The organism is Pseudarthrobacter cremeus (genome assembly GCF_051857465.1).
Classification (GTDB): domain Bacteria; phylum Actinomycetota; class Actinomycetes; order Actinomycetales; family Micrococcaceae; genus Arthrobacter.
Genome location: NZ_JBPZHC010000005.1, coordinates 364,967 through 389,975 on the forward strand (window position 1 = coordinate 364,967; position 25,009 = coordinate 389,975).

Sequence of the window (25,009 nt, forward strand, 5' to 3'; positions counted from 1 at the left end):
TGTTGCCGAGGGAGCTGTCAATGGAGAAGATTAATGCCGCTGATTCAAACGGATCTGCTTCAAGGCGGCCCCCGACCATCAAGGATGTCGCGGCCCTGAGCGGGGTTGCCACATCGACGGTCTCCCGGGCACTGTCCCAACCCGGACGTGTTCACTGGGCAACGAAGGAGCGGGTCGAGGCGGCCGCGGCAGAGTTGGGCTACGTGCCCAGCTCGCTTGCCCGTGCCATGAGTTCCTCGCGTACCGGGATTGTCGCACTGCTCGTTCCGGACATCACCAACGGGTTTTTTCTGGATATCATCCGTGGCACCCAGCGCCAGCTTCGGGCTTCCGGCTTCACTCAACTGCTGGTCGATACGGAGGAAGACAACGACCTTGAGGAGAATTATCTGGATGAGCTGAAGGGCTCGGCAGACGGATTCATCCTTGCGGCCAGCCGGCTCACCGACAACAAACTAGCCGAGGCAGCCGCGGGCATTCCCATCGTCACGATCAATCGGACAAGTCCGGGGGTTCCCACCGTCCTGATCGACACGGCCCGCGGCGTCCAGCAAGCCGTTGAGCATCTGTTTTCCCTGGGTCACCGCGATATTGCCTACATGGCCGGGCCGATCGCCTCCTGGTCGGACGGCCGCCGCTGGACCGCACTCCAGGAAACCGCCGACACTTTGGGCATCACCATCCGAAGGCTAGGACCATACCCTCCGAATCAGCGCTCCGGCGCTGCCGCGGCCGATGCCGCCCTTAACAGCGGGGCCACCGCGTGCATCGCCTTCAACGACCTGGTCGCCATAGGCATGCTCGTCCGGCTCAAAGAACGCGGAGTGGAAGTGCCCGCAGACCTAAGCGTGATCGGCTGCGACGACGTATTCGGCGCCGACTTCTGCAGTCCGCCACTGACCACTCTGACGGCGCCCATCGAGCAAGCCGGCCGGGTAGCCACTGACATGCTCCTCAGCCGCCTGCGTCCCTCAACCGTTTCCCCTCGGACGCAGGTCGAACTTCCGACCCATCTAACCATCCGCGCCTCCACCGGACCCGCCCCGCATCGAACCGAGTCCCATTCGTAAACGTCTCGATCACTGTCACACGGGCCGACCTGGTCAGCTTGCCCATGAAGAGGTCCGCTACTGTCCTGCTTCCAAGCGGGAAACGGCGGGGGCGTCGGGCATCGTCATCGCCTCGTGGATGTATGGTTCCACCAGAAGGCACAGGAAGCGACCGCCAGCCGGGAGAACAGGCTCCGACGGCTGCCAAGTCCAGACGCCGGGTGAAGTGAGAGCTATGAGGGTGGACTTCGTGAGCGCGCGGAACGTCCAACGGCGACCTCTTACACGGACACCGAGGGAGGGGCTGTGGAGTCCCGGACGATCAAATGCGTGGCAAGTTCGACGCGGTGCGAATCCAGGACTTCCCCGCGGGCCTGGCGGAGAAGTGACCGCAGCGCTGCGCGTCCCATCTCCTCAAGCGGCTGGGCGACGGAGCTTAGTGACGGGACGGATTCCTGGCCCTGGGCTGTCCCGTCAAAGCCGATAAGACTGATGTCCTGGGGAACCCTGAGACCTTGGCGGCCTGCTTCGCTGAGAACACCCAAAGCGATGCTGTCGCTCCCGGCAAAGATAGCGGTGGGGTGCTGGTCCAACTGGAGCAGCGTCTTGAGCCCCGCGATCCCGCCTTCCCTGTGGAATTTGCCGCCGGAGACAATGTACTGGGGCTCGACTGGTACGCCTTGAGCCATCAGGGCAGCCATATACCCGTGCAGCCGAGCTTGGTTGCATTCAGCTCCCGGTATCCCGCCGATGTACGCGATGCGCCGATGCCCCAACTCCAGCAGGTGTTCTGTCGCGGCCTTGCCACCGGCCCAGTTGGTCGCTCCTACGCTGACCACATCGGCCGAGGGCGGATTGAGCGGGTCAATGACGACGACGGGAATCTTGCGGCGCCTGAACGCATTCAGTTGCGCCTCACTGAAGGCGGACGTGACCACGATCATCCCCAACCGGCCTTCGTCCAGCATGCGCTGGGCGCGGCGCTCCGGACTGCGCGGGCTCGAAGTTGCCTTCCCCGTGACGCTGATAAGAATCTCAACATCGGCACCCGCAGCAAACTGCAGTACCCCGTTGAGAACCTCAATCATGTAGGCGGAGTCAAGTACGTCAATGACCACCTCAACGACCGTCCCGGCTTCCTGGGTGGAACGGCGCTGTAAAGGGGACTGGTATCCGGCTTCCTCCAGAGCAGCCAGTACCCGTGCCCGGGTCTCCGGCGCAACATCTTCACGGCCGTTCACCACTTTCGAGACAGTGGGCGCCGATACACCAGCCTGGCGCGCCACGGTCGCGAGCGTTGGTTTCGCACGTTCTGACACCCTTGTCGCCATACGTTCGCAACCTTTCGAAAAGTTTCGTGGTTTCATTCTGCAGAAGCTTCCTACAGTTGGTCAAGGGCAGGAACTATCGGCCGCAAAATAGGTCCCGAATTGCTCTTGACTCTATCAGCCCGGGCATTTAGTTTAGACCGTGATCCAAATCACCTTTTCGAAATGTTTCGAAATGGAGAACCCGGAACGCAAGCCCAGAACATTTGCAAAGAAGCAATTTCAGATGGAGAAGCAATGAAGCAATCTCAGACCTCCCGTCGCTCTTTCCTCGCCCTCGCCGCCCTCACTCCCTTCGCCGCCATGACCGCCACTGCGTGCGGGACGTCCGGACCGGGTACCTCCAGCGCCGCCGGCGGCGGCGCCAGCATGTGGTACCTGTCCGGTGAGCCGAACCAGACCACCATGCAAAAGGCCGTGGACACCTTCAGTTCGGCGAACCCCGGCGACAAGATCACCGTGACCTACTTCCAGAACGACGCCTACAAGACCAAGATCAAGACCGCGATAGGCGCCGGCCAGGCCCCCACCATCATCTACGGCTGGGGCGGCGGCACCCTGAAGACATACGCCGAGGCTAATCAGGTCGACGACCTGACCAGCTGGTTTGACGAGAACAAGGACCTGAAGAACAAGTTTTTCCCCGCCTCATTCGGCGCAGCCACCGTCAACGGGAAGATCTACGCGCTGCCCAACCAATACGTAGCCCCGATCGTACTGTTCTACAACAAGGACCTGTTCGCGAAGGCCGGCGTCCAGCCGCCCAAGACCTGGGACGACGTCATGTCTTTGGTCAAAACCTTCAACGGGATGGGCGTGGCTCCCTTCTCACTCGGCGGACAGTCGCGCTGGACCTCCATGATGTGGCTTGAGTACCTGCTCGACCGCATTGGGGGCGCCGAGGTATTCACTGCCATCTTCCAGGGCAAGCCCGATGCCTGGATGGATCCTGCTGTGATCGAGACCGGCACCAAGATCCAGGAGCTCGTCTCGGCGGAAGGCTTCATCAAGGGTTTCTCCTCCATCGCTGCAGACTCCAACGCGGATCAGGCGCTCCTGTTCACGGGCAAGGCAGCCATGATGCTGCACGGTTCCTGGACGTATGGCTCCATGAAGAAGGGCGGGCAGAACTTCGTCCAGGACGGGAAGCTGGGCTTCGTCCAGTTCCCGACCGTTGCCGGCGGCAAGGGCGACCCCAAAAATGGCGTGGGCAACCCCGCGCAGTACATGTCGATCTCCTCCAAGGCCACAGATAAGGAAAAGGAGTCGGCGAAGAAGTTCTTCAAAGACGGCATCCTGACCGAGACGGTCATCGATACCTACATCAATTCCGGATCCGTCCCCATCGTCAACGGCATCGAAGACAAGCTCAACACGTCTCCGGACAAGGACTTCCTGAATTTCGTCTACGACCTGGCCAAGAACGCCCCGAACTTCCAGCAGTCGTGGGACCAGGCACTGAGCCCCACCGCCGCAGAAGCCCTGCTGAACAACATTGACCAGCTGTTCCTGAAGTCGATCACGCCCCAGCAGTTCGCCCAGAACATGAATGCCACCCTCGGAAAATGAGTAACGCCGTCTCCACCGTTCGAAAGACTGCCGTCGCGGGCCGGACTGGCGGTAAGCAAAGCGGGCAGCGTACTGCTGCACTCGCGTGGCTGACAGCGCCCGCTTTGTTCTTCTTTCTTGCGTTCGCCGTCGTGCCGCTGGCCGGTGTCCTCGTCCTGAGCTTCAGCAGCTGGGACGGCATCGGTGCCATCGGGTCCGCGGGCTTGGGCAACTGGTTCTCGGTGCTCGCGGATCCGGGGCTGTACAGCTCCCTGGGACTGACTTTCCTGATCATGATCGTCTCCTGGCTGGTCCAGACGCCCATCAGCCTCCTCTTGGGTGTCTTCACTGCAGGAAGCCAGCGCTACCGGGCCGCCCTGGCAGTGCTGTACTTCCTACCACTGCTGCTCTCATCGGCAGCAGTCGCCATCGCCTTCAAGGCCCTGCTGGATCCAAACTTCGGCCTGGCCACGGGCCTGGGACTCCCTTTCCTGGCCCAGGACTGGCTGGGAGTCCCGCACCTGGCCGTGGGTCTGGTGATCTTTGTGATTGCCTGGCAGTTCGTACCGTTCCACACGCTGATCTACCAGGGCGGCGTGCGCCAGATTCCCAAGTCACTGTACGAAGCAGCGGAAATCGACGGGGCGGGAACAATCAAGAAGTTCTTCCACATCACCCTGCCCCAGTTGAAGTACACCATCATCACGTCGTCCACGTTGATGGTCGTAGGGTCGCTGACGTACTTCGACCTGATCTTCGTCCTCACCGGCGGCGGTCCAGGAAACTCCACGCGGATCCTGGCCCTGGACATGTACCTGAGGGGCTTCAGGGCAAACCTCATGGGCCCGGCCAGCGTCATTGCCGTCATTCTCGTACTCATCGGCCTTGCACTTGCCTTGTTCCTCCAGCGCCTTGGAGGCAAGGACAAGCAGGGCAGCCAATTGGAAGGTATGTAGGGTGAGCACCGTCCTGAAAAGCAGCACGGAGAATACTCCCGCCGGCACCGCGGCCAACCCCTCCGCCGTCAAACGGGGGTTCGGTTCCCGGATGAGGCGGCTGAACATCCCTGCGGGGTTCGGTGGCTGGATCTGGCTCGCCATCATCATCATCCCGATCTATTACGTGGTCATCACGAGCCTGAAGACGCAGGCGGGGTACTTCGGCCAGAATCCGTTGGCCCTTCCTGCTGCGCCGACCCTGGAAAACTACCAGATGGTTCTTGAGGCCGACTTCGCGAAGTACTTCATGAACAGCACGATTGTCACGCTGGGTGCCGTCATCCCGACAGTACTGGTTTCCTTCATGGCCGCGTTCGCGATTGTTCGGGGCAAGGGCAGGTTCCTCAAGCTGGTCAACGGTGTGTTCCTGATGGGACTGGCGATCCCGCTGCAGGCAACGATCATCCCGATCTACCTGATGATCATCCGGCTCAACCTGTACGACAGCCTGCTGGCGCTCATGCTTCCCTCCATTGCGTTTGCCATCCCGTTGACGGTCCTGATCCTGTCCAACTTCATCCGCGACGTCCCGAACGAACTGTTCGAGTCGATGCGGCTGGACGGCTGCAGCGAGTGGCAGACCATGTGGCGGCTTGCCCTGCCGCTGACGCGCCCTGCAATCGTGACCGTCGCCATCTACAACGGCCTGCACGTCTGGAACGGATTCCTCCTTCCGCTGGTCCTCACCCAGAGCCCCGGCCTGCGCGTCCTTCCCCTGGCCCTATGGACGTTCCAGGGCGAGTACAGCGTCAACATCCCCGCAGTGCTCGCCTCGGTGGTGCTCAGCACCCTGCCAATCCTGGTGCTCTATGTGGTGGGCCGCCGCCAGCTCCTCAACGGCCTGACCGCCGGCTTCAGCAAGTAACACCAGGAACTTCAGGAACTTCAGGAAAGGACATTCATATGACCCCCGCAAAGCCCCTTCGCGTCGGCATGGTGGGCTACGCCTTCATGGGAGCAGCCCACTCGCACGCCTGGCGTACGGCGCCACGGTTTTTTGACCTGCCGCTGCAGCCCCGGCTCACCGCCGTCGCCGGCCGGAACGCCGGCGGCGTGCGCGCCGCGGCAGACAAGCTTGGCTGGGAGTCGGTTGAAACCGACTGGCGCCGCCTGATCGAACGCGACGACATCGCCCTGATCGACATCTGCACGCCCGGCGACACACACGCCGAGATTGCGATCGCCGCCCTCGAGGCAGGCAAGCATGTGCTGTGCGAGAAGCCGCTGGCGAACTCCGTTGAGGAAGCAGAGCGGATGACCCTGGCGGCTGAGGTCGCTGCCAAGCAAGGCGTCCTCGCGATGTGCGGCTTCAGCTACCGCCGCACACCGGCCCTGGCCCTGGCCAAACGGTTCGTGGAACAGGGCAGGCTGGGAGAGGTCCGGCACGTCCGGGCGCAGTACCTGCAGGACTGGCTCTCGGATGCCAATGCCCCCATGACCTGGCGGCTGGACAAAAGCAAGTCCGGGTCGGGCTCCCTCGGCGACATCGGGGCGCACAGCATCGACGCTGCCCAGTGGGTCACCGGGCAGCGCATCTCCGGCGTCTCGGCACTGCTCGAAACCTTTGTCACGGAGCGCCCGCTCGCCGGCAACCTCGTCGGCCTCGGCGGCCACGGCAACCTCAGCAGTGACGCGCCCCGCGGGACGGTCACCGTGGATGACGCCGCCATCTTCAGTGCAAAGTTCGACGGCGGTGCCTCCGCCTCGGGCGCGGTAGGCGTCTTCGAAGCCACGCGATACGCGCTGGGCCGCAAGAACGCCATGCGGCTGGAACTGAACGGCACCAAGGGCTCCCTCGCCTTTGATTTCGAGGAAATGAACATACTGTCCTACTACGACGCCGCGGAGTCCCCGGACGCCGGATTCCGGCGGATCTTCGTCACCGAGCCCGAGCACCCGTACGTCGGCAACTGGTGGCCCACCGGCCATGGCCTGGGCTACGAACACGGATTCACCCACCAGGTGGTGGACCTCGTCACGGCGATCGGCGAGGGCCGCCAGCCGGAACCGTCCTTCGCGGAAGCCCTGCAGGTCCAGCGGGTCCTCGCGGCCGTGGAGGCCAGCGCCGCCAACTCCAGCCAGTGGCAGAAGGTCTGAAGTGACCACAGGACAAGGAACCCCCATGACACGACCCATCACGCTTTTTACCGGCCAGTGGGCCGACCTGCCGTTTGAGGAGGTGGCCCGGCTCGCCGGCGAGTGGGGCTTCGACGGGCTTGAGATCGCCTGCTGGGGCGACCATTTGGACCCGCGTCGGGCGGCAGAGGACGACAACTACCTCCAGGGCCGGCTCGACATCCTGGAGAAGAACAATCTGAGGGTCTTCGCTATCGCCAACCACCTCACCGGACAGGCAGTCTGCGATGACCCCATCGATGAACGGCACCAGGGCATCCTGTCTGCCGAAATCTGGGGTGACGGCGAAGCGGAAGGAGTGCGGCGCCGGGCCGCCGGGTCGATGAAGGACACGGCACGCGCTGCCGCCCGCCTCGGCGTCAAGACCGTGACCGGGTTCACCGGCTCCTCCATCTGGAAGGCGGTTGCCATGTTTCCGCCCGCCTCCGAAGCCATGATCGACGCCGGCTACCAGGACTTCGCGGACCGCTGGAACCCCATCCTGGACGTCTTCGACGAGGTGGGTGTCCGTTTCGCCCTGGAGGTCCACCCGTCCGAAATCGCCTACGACTACTGGACCGCCAAGCGCACCCTGGAGGCCATCGGGCACCGCAGGAGCTTGGGCCTGAACTTCGACCCGTCCCACTTCATCTGGCAGGACCTGGACCCCGTCATGTTCCTGCAGGACTTCGCGGAGCACATCCTCCATGTCCACGTAAAGGAATCCATCCGCCAGCTCGATGGCCGCAACGGTCGGCTGGGCTCCCACCTGCCCTGGGCAGACCCGCGGCGCGGCTGGGACTTCGTCACCGCAGGGCACGGGGACGTGCAGTGGAACCGGATTTTCAGGACCCTGAACGCCATCGGCTATAACGGCCCCACCAGCATCGAATGGGAGGACGCCGGCATGGACCGCCTCATCGGCGCTCCACAGGCGCTTGCCATGGTCAAGGAACTCGCCCGGATCGCCCCGCCTGCAGCCGCGTTCGACGCAGCCTTCGCCAGCCGCTGACCGACTTTCCGGTCCTCACGGGCCGGCAGCCAACAAAAGGAAACCCCGAAATGACAGAACGCAAGAATGCCCTGGTGGTCCGTGGCGGTTGGGACGGACACCAGCCCTACGAGGCAACCGAGCTCTTCATCCCCTACCTCAAGGACAACGGCTACGACGTCCGCGTCGAGGAATCCCCCAAAGTCTACGCCGACGCCGAATACATGGCAGGGGTGGACCTGATCATGCAGTGCATGACCATGACCACCATCGAAAAGGATGAGTTCGCCGGGCTGCGCGCAGCAGTGGAAAACGGCACCGGCCTGGCCGGCTGGCACGGGGGCATCGCCGACTCCTACCGGAACAATTCGGACTATCTGCACCTGATCGGCGGCCAGTTCGCCTGCCATCCCGGCAAGCATCCGGACGAGTGCGTCGGCGAACAGTCGGACAACTACGTGCCCTACACGGTCAACATGCTTCCCGCAGCCGCGAAGCACCCCATCACCCAGGGCATCGGGGACTTCGACCTTGTCACCGAGCAATACTGGGTGCTCTCTGACGACTACATCGACATCCTGGCCACCACCACCCAGAAAGTCCGGGAATGGGATCCGTGGAACCGGGAAGTCACTTCACCGGCCATCTGGACCCGCCAGTGGGGCAAAGGCAGGATCTTCGTCACCACTCCCGGCCACCGGGTCGAAATCCTCGAGGACACCAACGTCCGCACCATCATCGAAAGGGGCCTGCTGTGGGCAAGCCGTTGAAAGTAGGAATCGTTGGCTGCGGAGCCATCATCGCGCAGTACCTCGCCAATTTCCGCAAACTCAACCAGATTGAGCTGGTGGCGGTGGCCGATCTCGACCCCGCACGCGCCCAGGCAGTGGCCGATGACCATGAAGGGGTCCGCGCCGTCTCCGTGGACGAACTCCTCGCGGCGGACGACGTCGAACTGGTCCTGAACCTCACCATCCCGGCGGCGCACGCCGAGGTGGCACTGAAGGCCATCGCCGCAGGCAAGAGCGTATATGGCGAGAAACCCCTTGCTGCCACGGCTGCCGAGGCACGCCAGGTGCTGGACGCAGCACGCAAAGCGGGAGTCGCCGTCGGGTGCGCCCCCGACACCGTGCTGGGCACGGGCATCCAGACCGCCCGCAAAGCCATCGATGACGGCCTGATCGGCGCGCCAATCTCCGCCTCCGCCACCATGGTCACCCCGGGCCATGAGCGCTGGCACCCGAATCCCGACTTCTACTACCAGCCCGGTGGTGGTCCCCTTCTGGACATGGGCCCTTACTACGTGACCGCCCTCGTCACCCTGCTGGGCCCTGTCGTCTCGGTGGTTGGCGCCGCAAGCCACACCCGCAGCGAACGCACCATCGGCTCCGGCCCCCGCCAGGGCGAAAAGGTCCCCGTTGCCATCGATTCCCACGTCACCGGTGTCCTGGTGCACGCCTCCGGTGCGCTCTCAACCCTTTTTATGAGCTTCGACGCCGTGAAGTCCAAGTCGCCGAACATCGAGATCCACGGTGAACGAGGATCCCTCGTTGTGCCGGACCCCAACCACTTTGACGGCGAAGTCCAGCTGTTCCCTCTGGGCGCTGACGAGTGGGAGACTCTCCCGGTGTCCGCCGGATACGTCGACGCCGGACGCGGCTTCGGCATCGCCGATCTGGCCGCCACTGAACCTGGCGCCGAGCCCCGCGCGGGCGGCACCCTTGCCTACCATGCCCTCGACGTCATGGAATCAGTCCTCGAATCAGCCCGCACCGGCACCGCAGTACCCATCCGAAGCTCTGCTGAACGGCCGGCAAGCGTCGAACTGACCGTCCTGACCGACCGCGTGGGCGCGCTGCAGGCCCAGGAGGCAACCCGATCATGATCGAAACAGCAAGCACCCCTGCCCCAGATCACGCGAACAGCACCCGGAACATCGCCGTCGTCGGCTCCGGCTACATGGGCGGCGGGATCGCGCAGGTCCTGGCCCTCGGCGGAGCACGCGTGGCACTCGCCGACGTGTCCGCCGAAGTCGCCCAGAGCAACTACGACCGTCTCCTGGTGGAGTCGGACCAGTTCGTGGCCGACGGCCTGTTTCCCGCCGGTTCCACCGAAATCCTGAAGCAGAACCTCTGGGCCGCCAAGGACATCGAGGAAGCCGTGGCGGACGCCGACTTCATTGAAGAAGCCGTCCCCGAGGTTCTTGCCATCAAGCATCAGACCCTGGCGCGAATCAGCGCCGCCGCACGGCCTGACGCCGTCATCGGTTCCAACACGTCCACCATCTCGATCGCGGAGCTGTCCGAACCCGTGGCCAACCCGGAGCGGTTCCTGGGCGTACACTTCTCCAACCCGTCGCCGTTCATCCCCGGCGTTGAGGTCATTCCCCACGCCGGCACCTCGGCAAGCACGATCGGTGCAGTCCGCGACCTGGTTCACGCCGCCGGCAAGCAGACCGCGGTCGTCAAGGATGTCACCGGCTTCGTACTCAACCGCCTGCAGTACGCGCTCTTCCACGAAGCCGCGCAGCTGGTGGAGCAGGGAATCGCGACGGCGGACGATGTGGACACTCTGGTCCGCACCACCTTCGGCTTCCGGCTGCCGTTCTTCGGTCCCTTCGCAATTGCGGACATGGCCGGACTGGACGTGTACAACTTCTGCTACAAATCACTCCAGACCGAGTTCCCGGAGCGGTTTGCCACCCCAAAGATCCTCAGCGATTTGGTAGCAGCCGGGAAGCTGGGCACGAAGACCGGCGCAGGCTTTCTCAACGTGCCTGCGGAGCGCACACCAGAGCTGATCGCCTACCGCAACAAGGCGTACGTGGCCATGCAGAAACTGATAGACGATCTCGGCCCAGCACCCATTGGTTGAGGGAAGAGTCACCGACGTGGTGACAGACGGCGGCTAGCGGCCCCCTTCGAGCTTCCTGCTGCGCTGCTCGTGCGCCATCGGCCCGTAGGGGTACACCCCGACGCGCGGATTGCTGACCTCTGTCAGCCGTTCCTGCTCCCCCGGCGTGAGCACGAGGTCCGCTGCCGCGAGGTTGTCGGCGAGTTGGGAAGTCGTCCGGGCACCGAGGATCACCGACGTCACAGCAGGGCGGTCCGCCAGCCATGCCAGCGCCACCTGCGAGGGACTCACGCCGTGGCGGCCGGCGATCTCCTCCACTTCCTCGATGACTTCCCACGTGCGGGCGTCAGCGTTCCGGGCCTTCCACGCCTCCATGCCGCGGTCGGGGTTTTCACCCAGGCGGGTGGCACCGGTGGGCGGGGCATCACGTTTGTACTTCCCCGAGAGCCAGCCGCCGCCCAGCGGCGACCAGGGCAGCAACCCGATTCCGGCGTCAAGCGATGCCGGCACGATCTCGGATTCGATCTCGCGAACCAGCAGGCTGTATTGCGGCTGCAGGGTCACTGGGGCGCTCCAGCCGTGGGCTTTGGCCAGGTGGACGGCCTTGGTCAGCTGCCAGCCAAGGAAGTTGGAAAATCCGTAGTAGGCGATCTTTCCGCTGCTGACGGCGTCGTGCAGGAAACGCAGGGTCTCCTCCAGCGGCGTGACCGGGTCCCACGCATGGAGCTGGTAGAGGTCGATCTGCTCTACTCCCAGGCGGCGCAGAGAGTCATCCAGCGCCCGGGTCAGGTGCCGGCGGGAGGTGCCGACGTCATTCGGTGCCGTCCCCATGGGGAACCTGCCCTTGGTGGCGAGCACCACCTTGTCCCGGTCCTCCGGCCGATCGGCCAGCCAGCGTCCGATGATCTTTTCGGACACGCCGGAACTGTAGACATCGGCGGTGTCGATGAAGTTGCCGCCAGCCGCGAGGTAGTCGTCCAGGATTGCGCGGGACTGCTCCTCGGTGGCTTCAGCGCCGAAGGTCATGGTGCCCAGCGCATAGTTGGAGACGATGGCACCGCTGTTGCCCAGTGTGCGGTATTGCATGGAGCTCCTCATTCTTCGGGGGTCAGTCTTCGGTGGGGGTGGTGCGGTTCGAGTAGGTCCGCCAGCTATGCTCGGGGGCGAAGCCCAGCAGGCGCTTGGCTTTGTCTATCGAGAGCATCGTCTCGTGCTCGCCCAAATCCTTCACAACCTTGACGTTGGGGAACACCTCGGCGGCCAGGCTGGCACTCGAGCGGCTCATCACGGTGTCCTCGTTGGCGATGATAAATGCCTCGAAGCCGGGCTTGGCCTTATCCAGCGCGCATGCCACTGCCTGCGCGCCGTCGCGGCCATCGATGTAGCCCCAAAGGTTCCACTTCCGCAGCGAGGGGTCGGCATCGAAGGCGGGGAATGCCTCGTAGTCCGCCGGATCCATCACGTTGGAAAACCGCAGGCCGGTGATGCTCAACTCCGGGTCCCACCGCGTGAACTCGACTGCCATCTGCTCTTCAAGAACCTTGACCAGCGAGTATGTGCTTTCCGGCCGGGCCGGGTATTCCTCATCCACCGGGATATAGGGAGGGTCGACGTCGAACGGCAATCCCAGCACCGTCTCGCTTGAGGCATAGACAATCTTCTTGGTCCCTGCCCTGCGGGCCGCCTGGAACACGTTGTACGTGGCCAGCATGTTGTTCTCGAACGTGGCAGCGTCAGGCGCGACACCCGGAGCGGGAATGGCCCCCAGATGAACGACGGCGTCGAACCCGGTGTGCCTGTCGTCAAGGCCCAGGAACACGTCCACCACCTGGCCGTAATCGCGCAGATCCACCACCGTGAACCCGCGCCCACGCTCGCCCGTGCGGTCCAGGTTGGTGACCTCGTGACCGTCCTGGCTCAGCCGCCGAATCACGCTCCGCCCCAGCTTTCCGCTTCCTCCGGTAACAGCAACTCGCATCGATACTCCCTCGATAGGGCCCAATCGTTCCGACCGGACGCTCTGGTCAAAGCTTGTTGAGCCAACCCTCTTCGCAAGGCTGACCCGGGATGACCATGATCCATCCACCATAGAGCGCGGGTTGGATCCCTCGCATGGCCCTCTGAGTCCTAGGAAAGCCAGAACCCCCCCCCCGCCATTCCAGAACTTTAACTTCGCGCTAAGGGCCGTATGGGCAGATGGTCCCGTATAAGTACTGTCCCGCGGCCAAGGCTCACGCGGTGTCGCAGGGCCGGTGCCCGGAAGCTGGCCATCGTGAAGTGGGAGTCCCGGACCGGCCGGAGACTGGAATGCTGTCGTATGCCGGAATTAAACCGTAGTTCAAAGCCACAATCGGAGCCTCCTGTCAGATTCGAACTGACGACCCCCGCTTTACAAGAGCGGTGCTCTGGCCAACTGAGCTAAGGAGGCGCGCCCACACAGGGCGTGCGCCGCAACGGCGCTAGATAAGGTTAGCCCAAGTCCCGCCGCTGGTAAAAACCGGAGCCCCGGGAGAAGCGGACAAGAGGGCGAAGAGAAAAGGACCCGCCCCCGGAACAGTTCCGGAAGCGGGCCCTTTGCGGACGAAAAGGGCTTAGCCCTTGGCTGCGATTGCGGTCTGGATGTCAGCGTTCAGGTCCGTGGCGCCGTCCCATTTCTTGCCGTCAACAAAAATGGTGGGCGTGCCGGTGATTCCAGTGTTTGCGGCCAGATCCGTCGAGTACTTCACGTAGGGGCGGAAGGTCTTGTCGTCAACACAGCTTTTGATATCCGCGCCGATGTCCGAGGCGAGGGACTTCAGTTTGTCGTCCGACAGGCCTGCCGAGCCTTCCTTAGGCTGGTTGGCGAAGAGCACGTTGACGTATTCGCCGTACTTATCCGGTGCCTTATCAGCCACGCAGGCCGCTGCGTTGGCGGAGCGTGAGGAGTAGTTGGTGGTGGACTGGCGGTCCAGGAAGCCCAGCGGCCGGTATTCCATCGAGATCTTGCCCTCATTGCGAAGGCTTGTGAGCGCTTCGTTGTAGGTGGTCTCGAAGCGCAAGCAGACGGGGCAGATGAAGTCGATGTAGGCAACCACCTTCACAGGCTGCCCTGCTTCAGCTTCGGCGCCGGGAGCCACGACGGGGTTGGGCAACGTGTCCGGCTTGGCCGGGAGGTTGGCCATGTCCACGCTGGCAGCGTCTGTCTTCTTTACTTCGGTGTTGGCCAGCAGGGTCACACCGCCGTTGGCGTTCGCGCTTGCAGGGACAGGTCCCTTATCCGCAACAGGGGTGTTCTGCTTCATGCTGGTGGTCACCACCAGCGCCACAATCGCGAGGATGGCGACAACGGCCACCACGATGCCCCAGCCAATGAGCTGCTTGTTGCGCTTGTCCTTCTTCAGCTGCGCCTCCCGGATGAGGCGCGCCTTCTCGCGAGCCTCCGAGGTTCGCTCAGCTTTGGACTTACGTACTTCATTTGCGGGGCTCATGTGTTCCTTGGGTCGATCGACATAGGGGGACCACTCTGTGGCGACTCCACCATTTTAGGGCAGAAAGCTGGGAGCTTGCGCTTTCAAGTATTTCGTCCTCTTGACCAACGGACGAATAGCCCCGAAGATTCCATCCTATTAGGGTTGCTAAGAGGCACAAGCAACCCCAGGGGGCCGCAATGCAATCACCCGTCCACGAAAAACCGGCAGCCGGAACTGAATCCGGCCCGGCCGGGCACAGCCACGGCCATGCCACCAAATACGATTTCATGGTGGTCTCCAACAGGCTGCCCGTAGACCGCACCGCACCAGGTGAGAGCGGCGACGACGGCTCCGGCTGGCGCCGCTCACCCGGCGGGCTGGTGACGGCGCTGGCACCCATGATGACCAAGACCGACGGCGCCTGGGTGGGCTGGCACGGGGCGCCGGATGAAACGGTGAAGCCCTTCAGCCACGGCGGCATGGACCTGGTCCCGGTGCAGCTGAGCACCGACGACGTCGAGCTCTACTACGAGGGGTTCTCCAACGCCACGCTGTGGCCGCTCTACCACGACGTCATCGCCCCGCCGGAGTTCCACCGGACCTGGTGGGATGCCTACCGCAGGGTCAACAGGAGGTTCGCCGACGCCGTCGTCCGCCATGCCGACCAGGGCGCAACAGTGTGGATCCAGGACTACCAGCTGCAGCTGGTGCCGCGGATGCTGCGCGAAGCCCGGCCGGACCTTCGGATCGGATTTTTCAACCACATCCCGTTCCCGCCGCCAGAGATCTTCGCCCAACTGCCGTGGCGCCACGCCATCATCGACGGCCTCATGGGCGCGGACCTGGTGGGCTTCCAGCGGCCCAGCGACGCCGGCAATTTCATGCGCTCCGCCCGCCGGTTCCTGGGCGCCAGCGTTAAGCAGCAGCAGGTGCACGTCAAGGGCCAGGACGGCAAGATCACCCACATTGCCCGCGCCCAGGCGTTCCCCATTTCCATCGACGTTGCCCACATCACCGAACTCGCCAACAACCCCGAGATCATCGAACGTGCCCGGCAGATCCGGCAGGACCTCGGCAACCCCAAGACGATTCTCCTGGGCGTGGACCGGCTCGACTACACCAAAGGCATCCGGCACCGGCTCAAGGCCTACGAGGAACTCCTTCAAGAGGGCAAGCTCAAGGTGGGTGAAGCAACACTGATCCAGGTGGCGAGCCCCAGCCGCGAACGCGTGGAACAGTACAGGCTGCTCCGCGAGGAGGTCGAAGGTACCGTCGGCCACATCAACGGCACGTACGACACCATTGAGAATACGGCCGTCCGCTACCTTCACCACAGCTATCCCGTGGAGGAAATGGTGGCTCTCTACCTGGCCGCCGACGTCATGCTGGTGACGGCGCTCCGGGACGGCATGAACCTCGTGGCCAAGGAATATGTCACCGCCCGCAAGGACAACGACGGCGCCCTGGTGCTCAGCGAATTTGCGGGGGCGGCGGACCAGCTCAAACAGGCGCTGCTGATGAATCCCCACGACATCGACGGTCTCAAGGACACCATCATGCAGGCCGTCAACATGTCCCCCAAGGACGCCGGCCGCCGCATGCGGTCCATGCGCAAGCAGATCCTTGAGCACGACGTCGACCACTGGTCAGCGGATTTCCTCAACGCCCTGAACGAGAAAGTTGTGCGCGATGACTCCTGACGCCCGGCCTGCCAAGGGCCCGCTCACCCTGTCCCCCGAACTCCGCGAGGCCCTGCAGCGGATCGCCCGGACGGACCACCTGCTGGTGGCCATGGACTTCGACGGCACCATCGCCCCGATCGTTGACCACGCCGGTGATGCCCGCCCCCTCCAGCGCTCGGCTGCGGCCTTCGCCGGGCTGGCTGCCCTGCCGCGCACAACGACGGCACTGATCTCCGGGAGGGCCCTCGCCAGCCTGCGCGCCGTGGCTTCGCCGCCGGTTGACACCCTGCTCATCGGCAGCCACGGGGCAGAAGCCTGGCTGGGCCCCGGCTCCACGGAACTGACCTTGGATGAGGGCCAGCGCAAACTGCTCGCCGAAGTCCGCGGTGTCCTGGAGGACATTGTTGAGCAGGCACCCGGAACCCTGCTGGAGGACAAACCGGCAGGCGTGGTCCTGCACACCAGGCTCGCTACGGACGATGTGGCCGAGGACGCCGTGGCTGCTGCCCGCTCAGTGCTTCAGGAGCGCAAGGGAGTGTTCCTCAAGATCGGCAAGCGCGTCCTGGAAACCTCGGTGGTCAACGCTTCCAAAGGCGAGGGCCTGGACTTCCTGCGCCAGATCACCGGTGCCACCGCCGTCCTCTTCGCGGGCGACGACGCCACGGACGAGGACGCCCTGGGCCGCCTCGAACCCGGCGACGTCGGCGTCAAGGTGGGCCTGGATTTCACGCAGGCCGAATTCCGTGTCGAGGCGCCGGTGCACGTTTCGGAACTGCTGGAAGCACTCCTGCAGGAACGGAGCCTGGCAGTAGCCGAGGAAGAGCCGGGCGACGCCTGACACCAGCCGGCTTGCCGAAGCTCACATGTGAGGTTCGTAACATTCACAACGATTTACCATTCGTCTGACATACTCTTGGTTGTGATGTGGCGCACAAGAACCGTGCGGCGTCACGCGATACTCCTCGGCTTCGGCCGGGGAGTACACGGCTGCAATGCCGTGGATAACTGAACAAACATGAACCATTCACAACGGATCGTCCGGCACGTACCTGCCGGTGAAGGGATTGATAACTGTGGCTACAGTTACTTTTGATAACGCTACGCGTCTGTACCCGGGCACAGAGAAGCCCGCTGTTGACAAGCTCAACATTGAAATCGCCGATGGCGAATTCCTGGTCCTCGTTGGACCCTCCGGTTGCGGTAAGTCCACCTCCCTGCGCATGCTCGCAGGCCTTGAGGACGTCAATGCCGGCCGTATCCTCATTGGCGACCGCGACGTCACCGACGTTCCGCCGAAGGACCGCGACATCGCCATGGTCTTCCAGAACTACGCCCTGTACCCGCACATGACCGTTGCGGACAACATGGGCTTCGCGCTGAAGATCGCCGGCGTCTCCAAGGAAGAGCGCGCCGAGCGCGTCCGCGAAGCAGCCAAGCTTCTTGACCTTGAGCCGTACCTGGACCGCAAGCCGAAGGCACTCTCCGGCGGTCAGCGCCAGCGTGTTGCCATGGGCCGCGCCATCGTGCGTAACCCGCAGGTCTTCCTCATGGACGAGCCGCTTTCCAACCTTGACGCCAAGCTCCGTGTCCAGACGCGTACGCAGATCGCATCCCTGACCCGCCGCCTCGGCGTCACCACCGTCTACGTCACCCACGACCAGGTCGAGGCCATGACCATGGGTGACCGCGTTGCTGTGCTGAAGGACGGCCTGCTGATGCAGGTTGACACCCCGCGCAACCTCTACGACAAGCCCAAGAACGTCTTCGTCGCCGGCTTCATCGGCTCCCCCGCCATGAACCTGCTCGAACTCCCCGTCGTCGACGGCGGCGTTCAGTTCGGCGGAACGGTCTACCCGGTGCCGCGCGACGTCCTCGAAGAAGCACACGGCAGCACCGTCACCCTGGGCAGCCGTCCCGAAGACCTCGAGACCGCACCGCAGGGTGAGGGCCTCAAGGTCGAGGTTGACGTTGTTGAAGAGCTCGGTGCGGACGCCTACGTCTACGGCCACACCACGCTTGACGGCAAGGACCACGACATCGTGGCCCGCGTCGACGGCCGCCGTCCTCCGCTGAAGGGTGATTCCATCTACGTCCGTCCGCAGTCGGGCCACGTACACCTGTTCGACACCAAGACCGGCCTGCGCCTGGGCGACTAGTTCCCATCCGCTGATCGAGCCTGGCGAGATCTAACCGACGGCGGCCCTCCCCACACCGGGAGGGCCGCCGTCGGCGTTTGTGCTCGTCGACGTTTGAGCCCGTTGCCCCTGGCCGCCCCAATGTACGGAAGAATTGACCCATGACCGATGAAAACAGCGCCCAGTGGCACGATGAACCCACCGACTACGCGCAGGTGGGCAAACTGCCCCGGTTTGAGGCGGCCAGCGCCAACGACTCCAAACTCGCCGCGGTCTCCAGCTCGCTGAACATCACGGCCGCCGCAGCTGAGCCCGAACTCCTGGATCTGCCCTGGCACATCGCCCTGGAAGACTGGCCGGCGGAAAACCTGGCAGCCCTCCCCCGTGGCATCTCGCGCCACATTGTGCGCTTCGCCCACCTTGGCGGCTCCGTCATTGCCATCAAAGAGACCTCTGAGCACGTGGCCCGCCACGAATACCACATGCTCCGCAAGCTGGCCCGGCTGGATGTCCCCTGCGTTGTCCCGGTGGCGGTCATCACCGGCAGGACCACCGTGGACGGTCGGCCGTTGAATCCCGTCCTCGTGACCCGGCACCTGAAGTTCTCGATGCCGTACCGCGCACTGTTCTCGCAGATGCTGCGCAAGGACACCCTGACAAGACTCATCGATGCCCAGGCCCTGCTGATGGTGCGGCTGCACCTCATCGGTTTCTACTGGGGAGACGTCTCGCTCTCCAACACGTTGTTCCGGCGGGATGCCGGGGCGTTCGCCGCCTACCTCGTGGACGCGGAAACCGGCGAACTTTATCCTGACCTGTCCACCGGCCAGCGCGAGTACGACCTCGAAATCGCCCGGGTCAACATTGCCGGTGAACTCATGGATCTCCTCGACGGCGGCCTGATAGAGGAAAAGGTGGATCCCGTGGCCACCAGCGAACTCATCATGGAGAGCTACCGCCGCCTGTGGGCCGAGCTGACGGAGAAGGAGTCCTTCGAACTCGGCGAACGGTGGCGTGTGGGCGCCCGGATCCGGCGGCTCAACGAACTCGGCTTCGACGTCGAGGAATATGCCATCAAGACCACCCAGAATGGTTCCACCATCCAGCTCCAGCCCAAAGTGGTGGACGCCGGGCACCACCAGCGCCGCCTCCTGCGCCTCACCGGGCTCGACGCCCAGGAGAACCAGGCCAGGCGCCTGCTCAATGACATGGACACCTTCCGCGCTGACAACAACCCGGAGATGGACGAGGAATACAGCGCGCACCTCTGGGTGAGCCAGGTCTTCGAACCCATCGTGCGTTCGATCCCGCGCGACCTGTCCCGCAAGCTGGAGCCTGCTGAAGCAGTCCACGAGGTGCTGGAGCACCGCTGGTACATGTCCGAGAAGCAGGAGCGGCACATTCCGCTTGCGGAGGCAGTGCAGTCCTATATCGACTCCATCCTGCGCCACCGCCGGGACGAGGCCGCCATCATGCTGAACCCGGACACCGGGCTGCTGAAGATCCTGGAAGTGGAGACCGAAGAATCCAGGTACGGTGCCGACGAGACGATCGACGAGTACCCGGACGTCGACGACTGAGAGTCACCGGCAGCCAGGAGTTAACACAACAGCGCTAAATTGCCTTGCCCGGGTTGAGGATGCCGGCCGGGTCAAACAGGTCCTTGATTCTGCGCTGAAGCTCCCGGACCGGCTCCGGCTGCTCCAGTCCCAGCCAGCGCAGCTTGTACTGGCCGATCCCGTGCTCGCCCGTGATGGTTCCGCCTATGGCCAGGGCAGCCGTCACGGAGCCATCCAGGGCAAGGTTCAGCCGGTCCATCGCATCAGCGTCCACGGCGTCGTCCTGCCGGTCAATCCAAAAAGTCGGGTGCAGGTTCCCGTCCCCCGCATGGGCCACCACCTTCAGATTCACCCCGTGCGTGGCCGCCAGTCCTTCGAGAACGGCAATGTAATCCACCAGCCGCGAACGGGGAACGGCCACGTCCTCGCCCACCCGGTATTCGTCATCCACCTCCACACCGCGGCTGCTACGGCGCAGCTCCACGAGTTGCTCTGCCTCCGCAGTGGATTCGGTACTGACCACAGCACCACCTAAGGCAAGGACTGAACGGACGACGGCGGCCTCCGCCTCAGCCCCGAAGCCGTCGGTCTGGATCAGGAGCAGCGACCCGCCGCGGGAGCCCAGATCGGAACCGTGGATCGCGTCCAGCTGGGCGAGCGTGCCGCCGTCGAGCAGTTCCATGATGGCGGGCTGCACGCGCGCCCTGCCAACGGCAAGGACCCCTGCCGCCGCCTGCCTGAAGTCAGGATAGAACGCAGCGATGGTGTGCACGTCGCGGGGCAGGTACTTGAGCCGGACCGTTGCCCCCACCACGATCCCCAGAGTGCCCTCGGAACCGACGAACAGCCCGGTGAGGTCGTAGCCCGCCACACCCTTGAACGTCTGGTGGCCGGTGTGGATGAGCGACCCGTCGGCGAGCACCACGTCAAGCGCCAGGACCGAGTCCCTGGTGACGCCGTACTTGGCACAGCGCAGTCCCCCGGCATTGGTGGCCACGTTGCCGCCGATCGTGGACGTACGGAAGCTCGCCGGGTCCGGCGCGTACATCAGGCCGTGGGGAGCCGCCGCTTCGTTCAGGGCAGCGTTGACCACGCCGGGTTCGACGACGGCGGTCTCGTCGTCCGGATTCAGGTCAAGAATGCGGTCCATCCGTTCCAGGGACAGAACCACGGAATTCCTGCTCGCGTGCGCGCCGCCGGACACGCCGGTCCCGGCGCCGCGTGCCACCACCGAAATGCCCCGGGCGGCACAGAAGCTGACCAGGGCCTGGACGTCTCTGACGGAGTGGGCAAACACCACGGCCTCCGGCAGTTGGAAGTCCAGGACCGGGGCCTGATCCACCGCATACCTGGCCAGCAGTTCCGGCTCCGTGGAGACCTTCCCTTCGCCGAGGGCGGTTACCAGTTCGTCAACCATGCTGCCCACGCAGCCTCCAGTTCCGTCGTCGCAATTGTTGGTTCCAGTCTAGGCCGCGGCAGCATTACGCTACTGGGCAGTAATGTGTCGCCCCGGTGTATGCAAGCGTTTCCACAGGTCAGGGCCGTCCAGGCTGCCTGCTGTGCAGTCGGACCGAAAGGACACACTGGAAGCGTTTGCAGTTTTCCTTGCGGCGCCGTCTAAGCTGTCTCCCATGTCTGTAGATACAGTGATCTCCGCCACAGCACCCCTGACGGGTCCCCTCACGCTGATCCACGCCGCTGACACGGCCCCGGGCTGGTGGCGGTCGGCCGTCATTTACCAGGTGTACCCGCGGTCCTTCCGCGACCTCAATGGTGACGGCATCGGGGACATCGCGGGAATCACTGAGGAACTGCCTCACTTGGCGGACCTGGACGTCGACGCCGTCTGGCTGTCCCCGTTCTACAGGTCACCGCAGCGTGACGCAGGCTACGATGTCAGCGACTACTGCGATGTGGACCCCATCTTCGGGACCCTGCAGGACTTTGACGTGATGATGGCAGAGGCCCACCGCCTGGGCCTGCGTGTCATTGTGGACCTTGTTCCGAATCACTGCTCGGACCAGCATGCCGCTTTCCAGGCGGCGCTTGCCGCCCCGGCGGGAAGCCCTGAGCGGGACATGTTCATCTTCCGTGACGGAACGGGCCCTGAAGGGCACGAGCCGCCGAACAACTGGCAGTCCCACTTCGGCGGACCGGCCTGGACGCGCGTCATTGCCCCCGATGGCCAGCCGGACCAGTGGTACCTGCACCTCTTCGATTCCTCCCAGCCGGACTTCAACTGGGACAACACCGCCGTCCACGCGGAATTTGAGCGGGTGCTCCGCTTCTGGCTGGACCGTGGCGTCTCAGGCTTCCGCGTGGACGTTGCCCACGCCCTGATCAAGGCCCCGGGCCTGCCTGCCTGGGGTGGACGCGCGGACGGCGGCAGCTCGGACGGTTTCCCCGGCCACGAGGCTCCGATGTTCGGCCAGCCGGGAGTCCACGACATCTACCGGGCCTGGCGCAGGATTCTTGCCGAATACGGGCCGGACCGGATCCTGTGCGCGGAAGCAAGCGTGGACCTCGACCGGCTGGCGCACTGGGTCCGCCCCGACGAAATGCACCAGGCCTTCAACTTCCCGTACCTGCACGCCGGCCTGGACGTTCACCGCCTTCGCGGGGTAATAACCGACTCCCTGACAGTCCTGAACGGCGTGGGCGCACCCAGCACCTGGGTCCTCTCCAACCACGACGTCGTCAGGCATGCGTCGCGCTTCGGCTACAACGGGCAGGGCCCCCGCGACGGCGACGGCATAGGCCCGGCGGATCCCCAGCCGGACACCGAACTCGGCAGGCGCCGCGCCGCCGCGGCCTCGATGTTCATGCTCGGCCTGCCGGGCGCTGCTTACCTGTACCAGGGCGAGGAACTCGGCCTGCCGGACGGCATCGACATCCCCGAACACCTGCGCCAGGACCCCACGTTCGCGCGCACCGGCGGGGAGCGCCTGGGCCGCGACGGCTGCCGGGTGCCACTGCCATGGCGCGCCGCAGAGCGGCACCTGGGCTTTGGCTCCGGCCAGGATCCCTGGCTCCCCCTCCCGCCGGGTTTCACGGAACTGGCGCGGGATGCGCAGGCCGCATCGCCGTCGTCGCACCTGTCCCTCTACCGGAACATGCTGGCCCTGCGCCGCGAACTGGGTCTGGGCAGCGGATCTCTGGCGTGGGCCGAGGACTGGTGCAGCGGTTCGTCCCTGGCCTATCTCAACGGCGCTACGCTGGTGGTCATGAACCTCAACCACGAGCCCCTCGAACTGCCCCTTGGCCGGCTGCTCCTCCGCAGCGCGGAACCCGGTTCGGGCCGGTTCCTGGCAAGCGGCGAGACCGCATGGCTGCGGATTGACGGAGGCGGCGCAGAATAGTGGGACTTGCGGGCATCAAGGACGTTGCCGACCGCGCCGGGCTCTCGATCGCCACGGTATCGAGGGCGCTCAGCGGCAAGGCGAATGTGTCCACCAAGAGCCGGCAGCTTGCGCAGGCAGCGGCCGACGAACTGGGCTTCGTTCCTTCGTACCATGCCTCCAGCCTGGCGTCCGGCCGGAGCCACAATGTAGGACTGGTTGTCCCGTCGATCCACCGCTGGTACTTCTCTTCGGTGGTGGAAGGAGTGTCCGCCACCCTTCTGGACGCGGGCTACGACCTGACGCTCTACAACGTGGGCGACCAGCCTTCACGCCGCCAAAGCGTTCTGGCTGACTTTCTGCTGAGAAAACGCCTCGACGCGGTCATCGCTGTGGCATTGGTCCTCAGCGAGGCGGAGATCAAGCAGCTGCTCGCCATCCGCCGGCCCATCGTGGGGATCGGCGGAGCACTCGCGGGAGCCTCAACGATCAGGATTGACGACGCCCGCCTCGCCCGTGCAGCCACTGAGCACCTCATCGGGCTTGGGCATACCCGCATAGCCCACCTCACCGGCGACGCCGAGCTGAACAGGGACTTCAAACTTCCGGGTTTGCGCCAAGCCGGATTCGAAGCGGCGATGGCTGGTGCCGGGCATGCTGTCCGGCCTGAATGGGAAGTGTCCGCGGACTTCACCATCCAGGGGGCGTATGCGAGGGCCCGAAGCCTCCTGGCCACCGCGTCCGAGCGGCCGACCGCCGTGTTTGCCGCGTCGGACGAAATGGCCATCGGCACCATCCTCGCCGCGCGTGACTTTGGTTTGCGCGTGCCCCAGGATCTGTCCGTGATCGGCATGGACGGCCACGAACTGGGCGAAGTCTTTGGACTCACCACCATTAACCAGGACGCCCGCGGCCAGGGCGCTCTCGCTGCCCGCATGCTGCTGGAAACGCTCGACGACGGCGCGAAGCCCGGTACCAGGCGCACCGCGCCGGCTCCTGCGGCCACCGACCACGAATACCCCACGGAGTTCCTGGTCCGGTCCAGCACTGCCGTCCCGCCCGCGTAGAGCTAGGACACCGGCCCGCCCATAAAGCGTTCGAACCGGTCCAGCACCGACGTCCAGCTGTTTGCGGAAGCCGACCGGGTAGCCGACGGGTCTTCCGCGCCCTCCCAGCCGTCATGGACCAGGCGCACCTCCGTACCGTCTGGGACGGCTCGGAAGGCGACCCTCAGCTCGGTGGACCACAAAGCCGTCGTGCCGGGGTGCCAGGACGCGTGGAAGGACAGTGGCGGCTGCCAGTCATCGATGGTGCCCCAGACTGCTGTCCTGCCATCGTCAGCCGTTTCCAGGATGAGAATGTCCTCAAACTCCACGTACGAGCCCGCGCCGAATACGCTGTTGGATTCCATCGGCCACCACAGATGGGCGTGGTCCGTGAAGCCGGCAAAGGCCCGCGCAACTGGCCCCGGTACCACCACGGTACAGACGACCGGATCCAGCTCTGCCGCTGCCTCGTTGTCATCGGGGACCGTCGCGTCCGCGTGGCTGAAAAGGTTATCCATGGACGTCAACTCTACGCCGCACGCTCTCTCACTTCCTGCACTGTTTGGGCGGATGCTCTGGCAGTTGATGCGGTGTCCGGGCGGATCCTGTGGCAGTTGCTGTGGTGTCTGGGGGGATGTCGGCGGCCGGCGGGGTGGGTGGGTGTGCTGCGGTGGGTGTGTCAGGGGGTTGGGAATATCGTTGCGGGTGCTGCGGGAGGGTCCGTGTTTTTGGTGCGGCTGCTGCCAGAGGGTCGGGAATATCGTTGGGGGTGGTGCGTGAGGGTTCGTGAGGGGGGTGTTAAATGGGTCAGGCCCCGGACACTTTCGTGTTCGGGGCCTGGCCTTGAATGATGTTCCGGCGGTGACCTACTCTCCCACACCCTCCCGGGTGCAGTACCATCGGCGCTGTGGGTCTTAG

At 64.4% G+C, this 25,009-nt stretch carries 21 protein-coding genes and 1 tRNA gene; 15 read left to right on the forward strand and 7 right to left on the reverse strand.

Translation table 11 applies throughout. From position 1 onward, the window contains the following. Window positions 1-20 precede the first annotated feature (20 nt). Entirely contained in the window at window positions 21-1,070 is a 1,050-nt protein-coding gene (locus tag ACS5PJ_RS11975; RefSeq protein ID WP_439435100.1) for a LacI family DNA-binding transcriptional regulator, read from the forward strand. A 260-nt stretch (window positions 1,071-1,330) separates the two neighbouring features. On the opposite strand, the gene ACS5PJ_RS11980 is transcribed toward ACS5PJ_RS11975, so the two are convergent. Next, the gene (locus tag ACS5PJ_RS11980; RefSeq protein ID WP_439435101.1) at window positions 1,331-2,380 is read right to left on the reverse strand and encodes a LacI family DNA-binding transcriptional regulator; all 1,050 of its coding nucleotides are present in this window, start codon (window positions 2,378-2,380) and stop codon (window positions 1,331-1,333) included. A 234-nt stretch (window positions 2,381-2,614) separates the two neighbouring features. On the opposite strand from ACS5PJ_RS11980, the gene ACS5PJ_RS11985 reads away from it, so the two are divergent. Genes ACS5PJ_RS11985 through ACS5PJ_RS12020 form a run of 8 tightly spaced genes read left to right on the forward strand, consistent with a single transcriptional unit; the run spans window position 2,615 to window position 10,903 of the window. Then, window positions 2,615-3,946 (forward strand): extracellular solute-binding protein, encoded by a 1,332-nt coding sequence (locus tag ACS5PJ_RS11985; RefSeq protein WP_439435102.1) that lies wholly within the window; start codon window positions 2,615-2,617, stop codon window positions 3,944-3,946. Beyond that, a complete protein-coding gene (locus tag ACS5PJ_RS11990) occupies window positions 3,943-4,881 on the forward strand; it encodes a carbohydrate ABC transporter permease (protein ID WP_439435103.1) in 939 nt (312 codons plus the stop codon). Before ACS5PJ_RS11985 ends, ACS5PJ_RS11990 begins: the two co-directional genes overlap by 4 nt. Before the next feature lies 1 nt (window position 4,882). Continuing rightward, window positions 4,883-5,788, forward strand: a complete 906-nt coding sequence (locus tag ACS5PJ_RS11995; RefSeq protein WP_439435104.1) for a carbohydrate ABC transporter permease — start codon at window positions 4,883-4,885, stop codon at window positions 5,786-5,788. A 38-nt stretch (window positions 5,789-5,826) separates the two neighbouring features. Then, on the forward strand, window positions 5,827-7,020 hold the full coding sequence (locus ACS5PJ_RS12000; protein ID WP_439435105.1) for a Gfo/Idh/MocA family protein: 1,194 nt from the start codon (window positions 5,827-5,829) through the stop codon (window positions 7,018-7,020). A gap of 25 nt (window positions 7,021-7,045) precedes the next feature. Next, on the forward strand, window positions 7,046-8,050 hold the full coding sequence (locus ACS5PJ_RS12005; protein ID WP_439435106.1) for a sugar phosphate isomerase/epimerase family protein: 1,005 nt from the start codon (window positions 7,046-7,048) through the stop codon (window positions 8,048-8,050). 50 nt (window positions 8,051-8,100) lie between these two features. Continuing rightward, window positions 8,101-8,799, forward strand: a complete 699-nt coding sequence (locus ACS5PJ_RS12010; RefSeq protein WP_439435107.1) for a ThuA domain-containing protein — start codon at window positions 8,101-8,103, stop codon at window positions 8,797-8,799. Continuing rightward, complete coding sequence (locus ACS5PJ_RS12015) at window positions 8,784-9,914, forward strand: Gfo/Idh/MocA family protein (protein WP_439435108.1); 1,131 nt, start codon at window positions 8,784-8,786, stop codon at window positions 9,912-9,914. Before ACS5PJ_RS12010 ends, ACS5PJ_RS12015 begins: the two co-directional genes overlap by 16 nt. Then, window positions 9,911-10,903 carry a 3-hydroxyacyl-CoA dehydrogenase family protein gene (locus ACS5PJ_RS12020; RefSeq protein WP_439435109.1) on the forward strand — a complete coding sequence of 331 codons (993 nt, stop codon included), beginning with the start codon at window positions 9,911-9,913 and terminating at the stop codon, window positions 10,901-10,903. The genes ACS5PJ_RS12015 and ACS5PJ_RS12020 overlap by 4 nt, the downstream gene beginning before the upstream one ends. A gap of 33 nt (window positions 10,904-10,936) precedes the next feature. Here the strand turns inward: ACS5PJ_RS12020 and ACS5PJ_RS12025 are convergent, their stop codons facing one another. From ACS5PJ_RS12025 to ACS5PJ_RS12040, 4 genes are all read right to left on the reverse strand, one after another. After that, the gene (locus tag ACS5PJ_RS12025) at window positions 10,937-11,968 is read right to left on the reverse strand and encodes an aldo/keto reductase (RefSeq protein ID WP_439435110.1); all 1,032 of its coding nucleotides are present in this window, start codon (window positions 11,966-11,968) and stop codon (window positions 10,937-10,939) included. Window positions 11,969-11,990: 22 nt separating this feature from the next. Next, on the reverse strand, window positions 11,991-12,860 hold the full coding sequence (locus ACS5PJ_RS12030; protein ID WP_439435111.1) for an NAD-dependent epimerase/dehydratase family protein: 870 nt from the start codon (window positions 12,858-12,860) through the stop codon (window positions 11,991-11,993). 376 nt (window positions 12,861-13,236) lie between these two features. Then, a tRNA-Thr gene (locus ACS5PJ_RS12035) sits at window positions 13,237-13,310 on the reverse strand. Window positions 13,311-13,473: 163 nt separating this feature from the next. Next, on the reverse strand, window positions 13,474-14,349 hold the full coding sequence (locus ACS5PJ_RS12040; protein ID WP_439435112.1) for a DsbA family protein: 876 nt from the start codon (window positions 14,347-14,349) through the stop codon (window positions 13,474-13,476). 179 nt (window positions 14,350-14,528) lie between these two features. Between ACS5PJ_RS12040 and otsA the strand changes: the two genes are divergently transcribed. The 4 genes from otsA to ACS5PJ_RS12060 all read left to right on the forward strand — a co-directional run bounded on the left by otsA (window position 14,529) and on the right by ACS5PJ_RS12060 (window position 19,728). Further along, window positions 14,529-16,031 carry an alpha,alpha-trehalose-phosphate synthase (UDP-forming) gene (gene otsA, locus ACS5PJ_RS12045; protein ID WP_439435113.1) on the forward strand — a complete coding sequence of 501 codons (1,503 nt, stop codon included), beginning with the start codon at window positions 14,529-14,531 and terminating at the stop codon, window positions 16,029-16,031. Then, window positions 16,021-16,851 (forward strand): trehalose-phosphatase, encoded by an 831-nt coding sequence (gene otsB / locus ACS5PJ_RS12050; protein ID WP_439435114.1) that lies wholly within the window; start codon window positions 16,021-16,023, stop codon window positions 16,849-16,851. The genes otsA and otsB overlap by 11 nt, the downstream gene beginning before the upstream one ends. A 235-nt stretch (window positions 16,852-17,086) precedes the next feature. Then, window positions 17,087-18,169, forward strand: coding sequence for an ABC transporter ATP-binding protein (locus tag ACS5PJ_RS12055; RefSeq protein WP_108600704.1), 1,083 nt, complete (start codon window positions 17,087-17,089; stop codon window positions 18,167-18,169). Between the two features lie 140 nt (window positions 18,170-18,309). Then, the gene (locus tag ACS5PJ_RS12060) at window positions 18,310-19,728 is read left to right on the forward strand and encodes a DUF4032 domain-containing protein (protein WP_439435115.1); all 1,419 of its coding nucleotides are present in this window, start codon (window positions 18,310-18,312) and stop codon (window positions 19,726-19,728) included. Between the two features lie 34 nt (window positions 19,729-19,762). Here the strand turns inward: ACS5PJ_RS12060 and ACS5PJ_RS12065 are convergent, their stop codons facing one another. Beyond that, entirely contained in the window at window positions 19,763-21,124 is a 1,362-nt protein-coding gene (locus ACS5PJ_RS12065) for an FAD-binding oxidoreductase (RefSeq protein ID WP_439435129.1), read from the reverse strand. Window positions 21,125-21,338: 214 nt separating this feature from the next. Here ACS5PJ_RS12065 and ACS5PJ_RS12070 point away from each other — a divergent pair, with 214 nt between their 5' ends. Together ACS5PJ_RS12070 and ACS5PJ_RS12075 are read left to right on the forward strand one after the other, a co-directional pair. Next, window positions 21,339-23,066, forward strand: a complete 1,728-nt coding sequence (locus tag ACS5PJ_RS12070; protein ID WP_439435116.1) for a glycoside hydrolase family 13 protein — start codon at window positions 21,339-21,341, stop codon at window positions 23,064-23,066. Continuing rightward, complete coding sequence (locus ACS5PJ_RS12075) at window positions 23,066-24,112, forward strand: LacI family DNA-binding transcriptional regulator (protein ID WP_439435117.1); 1,047 nt, start codon at window positions 23,066-23,068, stop codon at window positions 24,110-24,112. Before ACS5PJ_RS12070 ends, ACS5PJ_RS12075 begins: the two co-directional genes overlap by 1 nt. A 2-nt stretch (window positions 24,113-24,114) precedes the next feature. On the opposite strand, the gene ACS5PJ_RS12080 is transcribed toward ACS5PJ_RS12075, so the two are convergent. Further along, window positions 24,115-24,609, reverse strand: coding sequence for an SRPBCC domain-containing protein (locus ACS5PJ_RS12080; protein ID WP_439435118.1), 495 nt, complete (start codon window positions 24,607-24,609; stop codon window positions 24,115-24,117). Window positions 24,610-25,009: the final 400 nt, after the last annotated feature.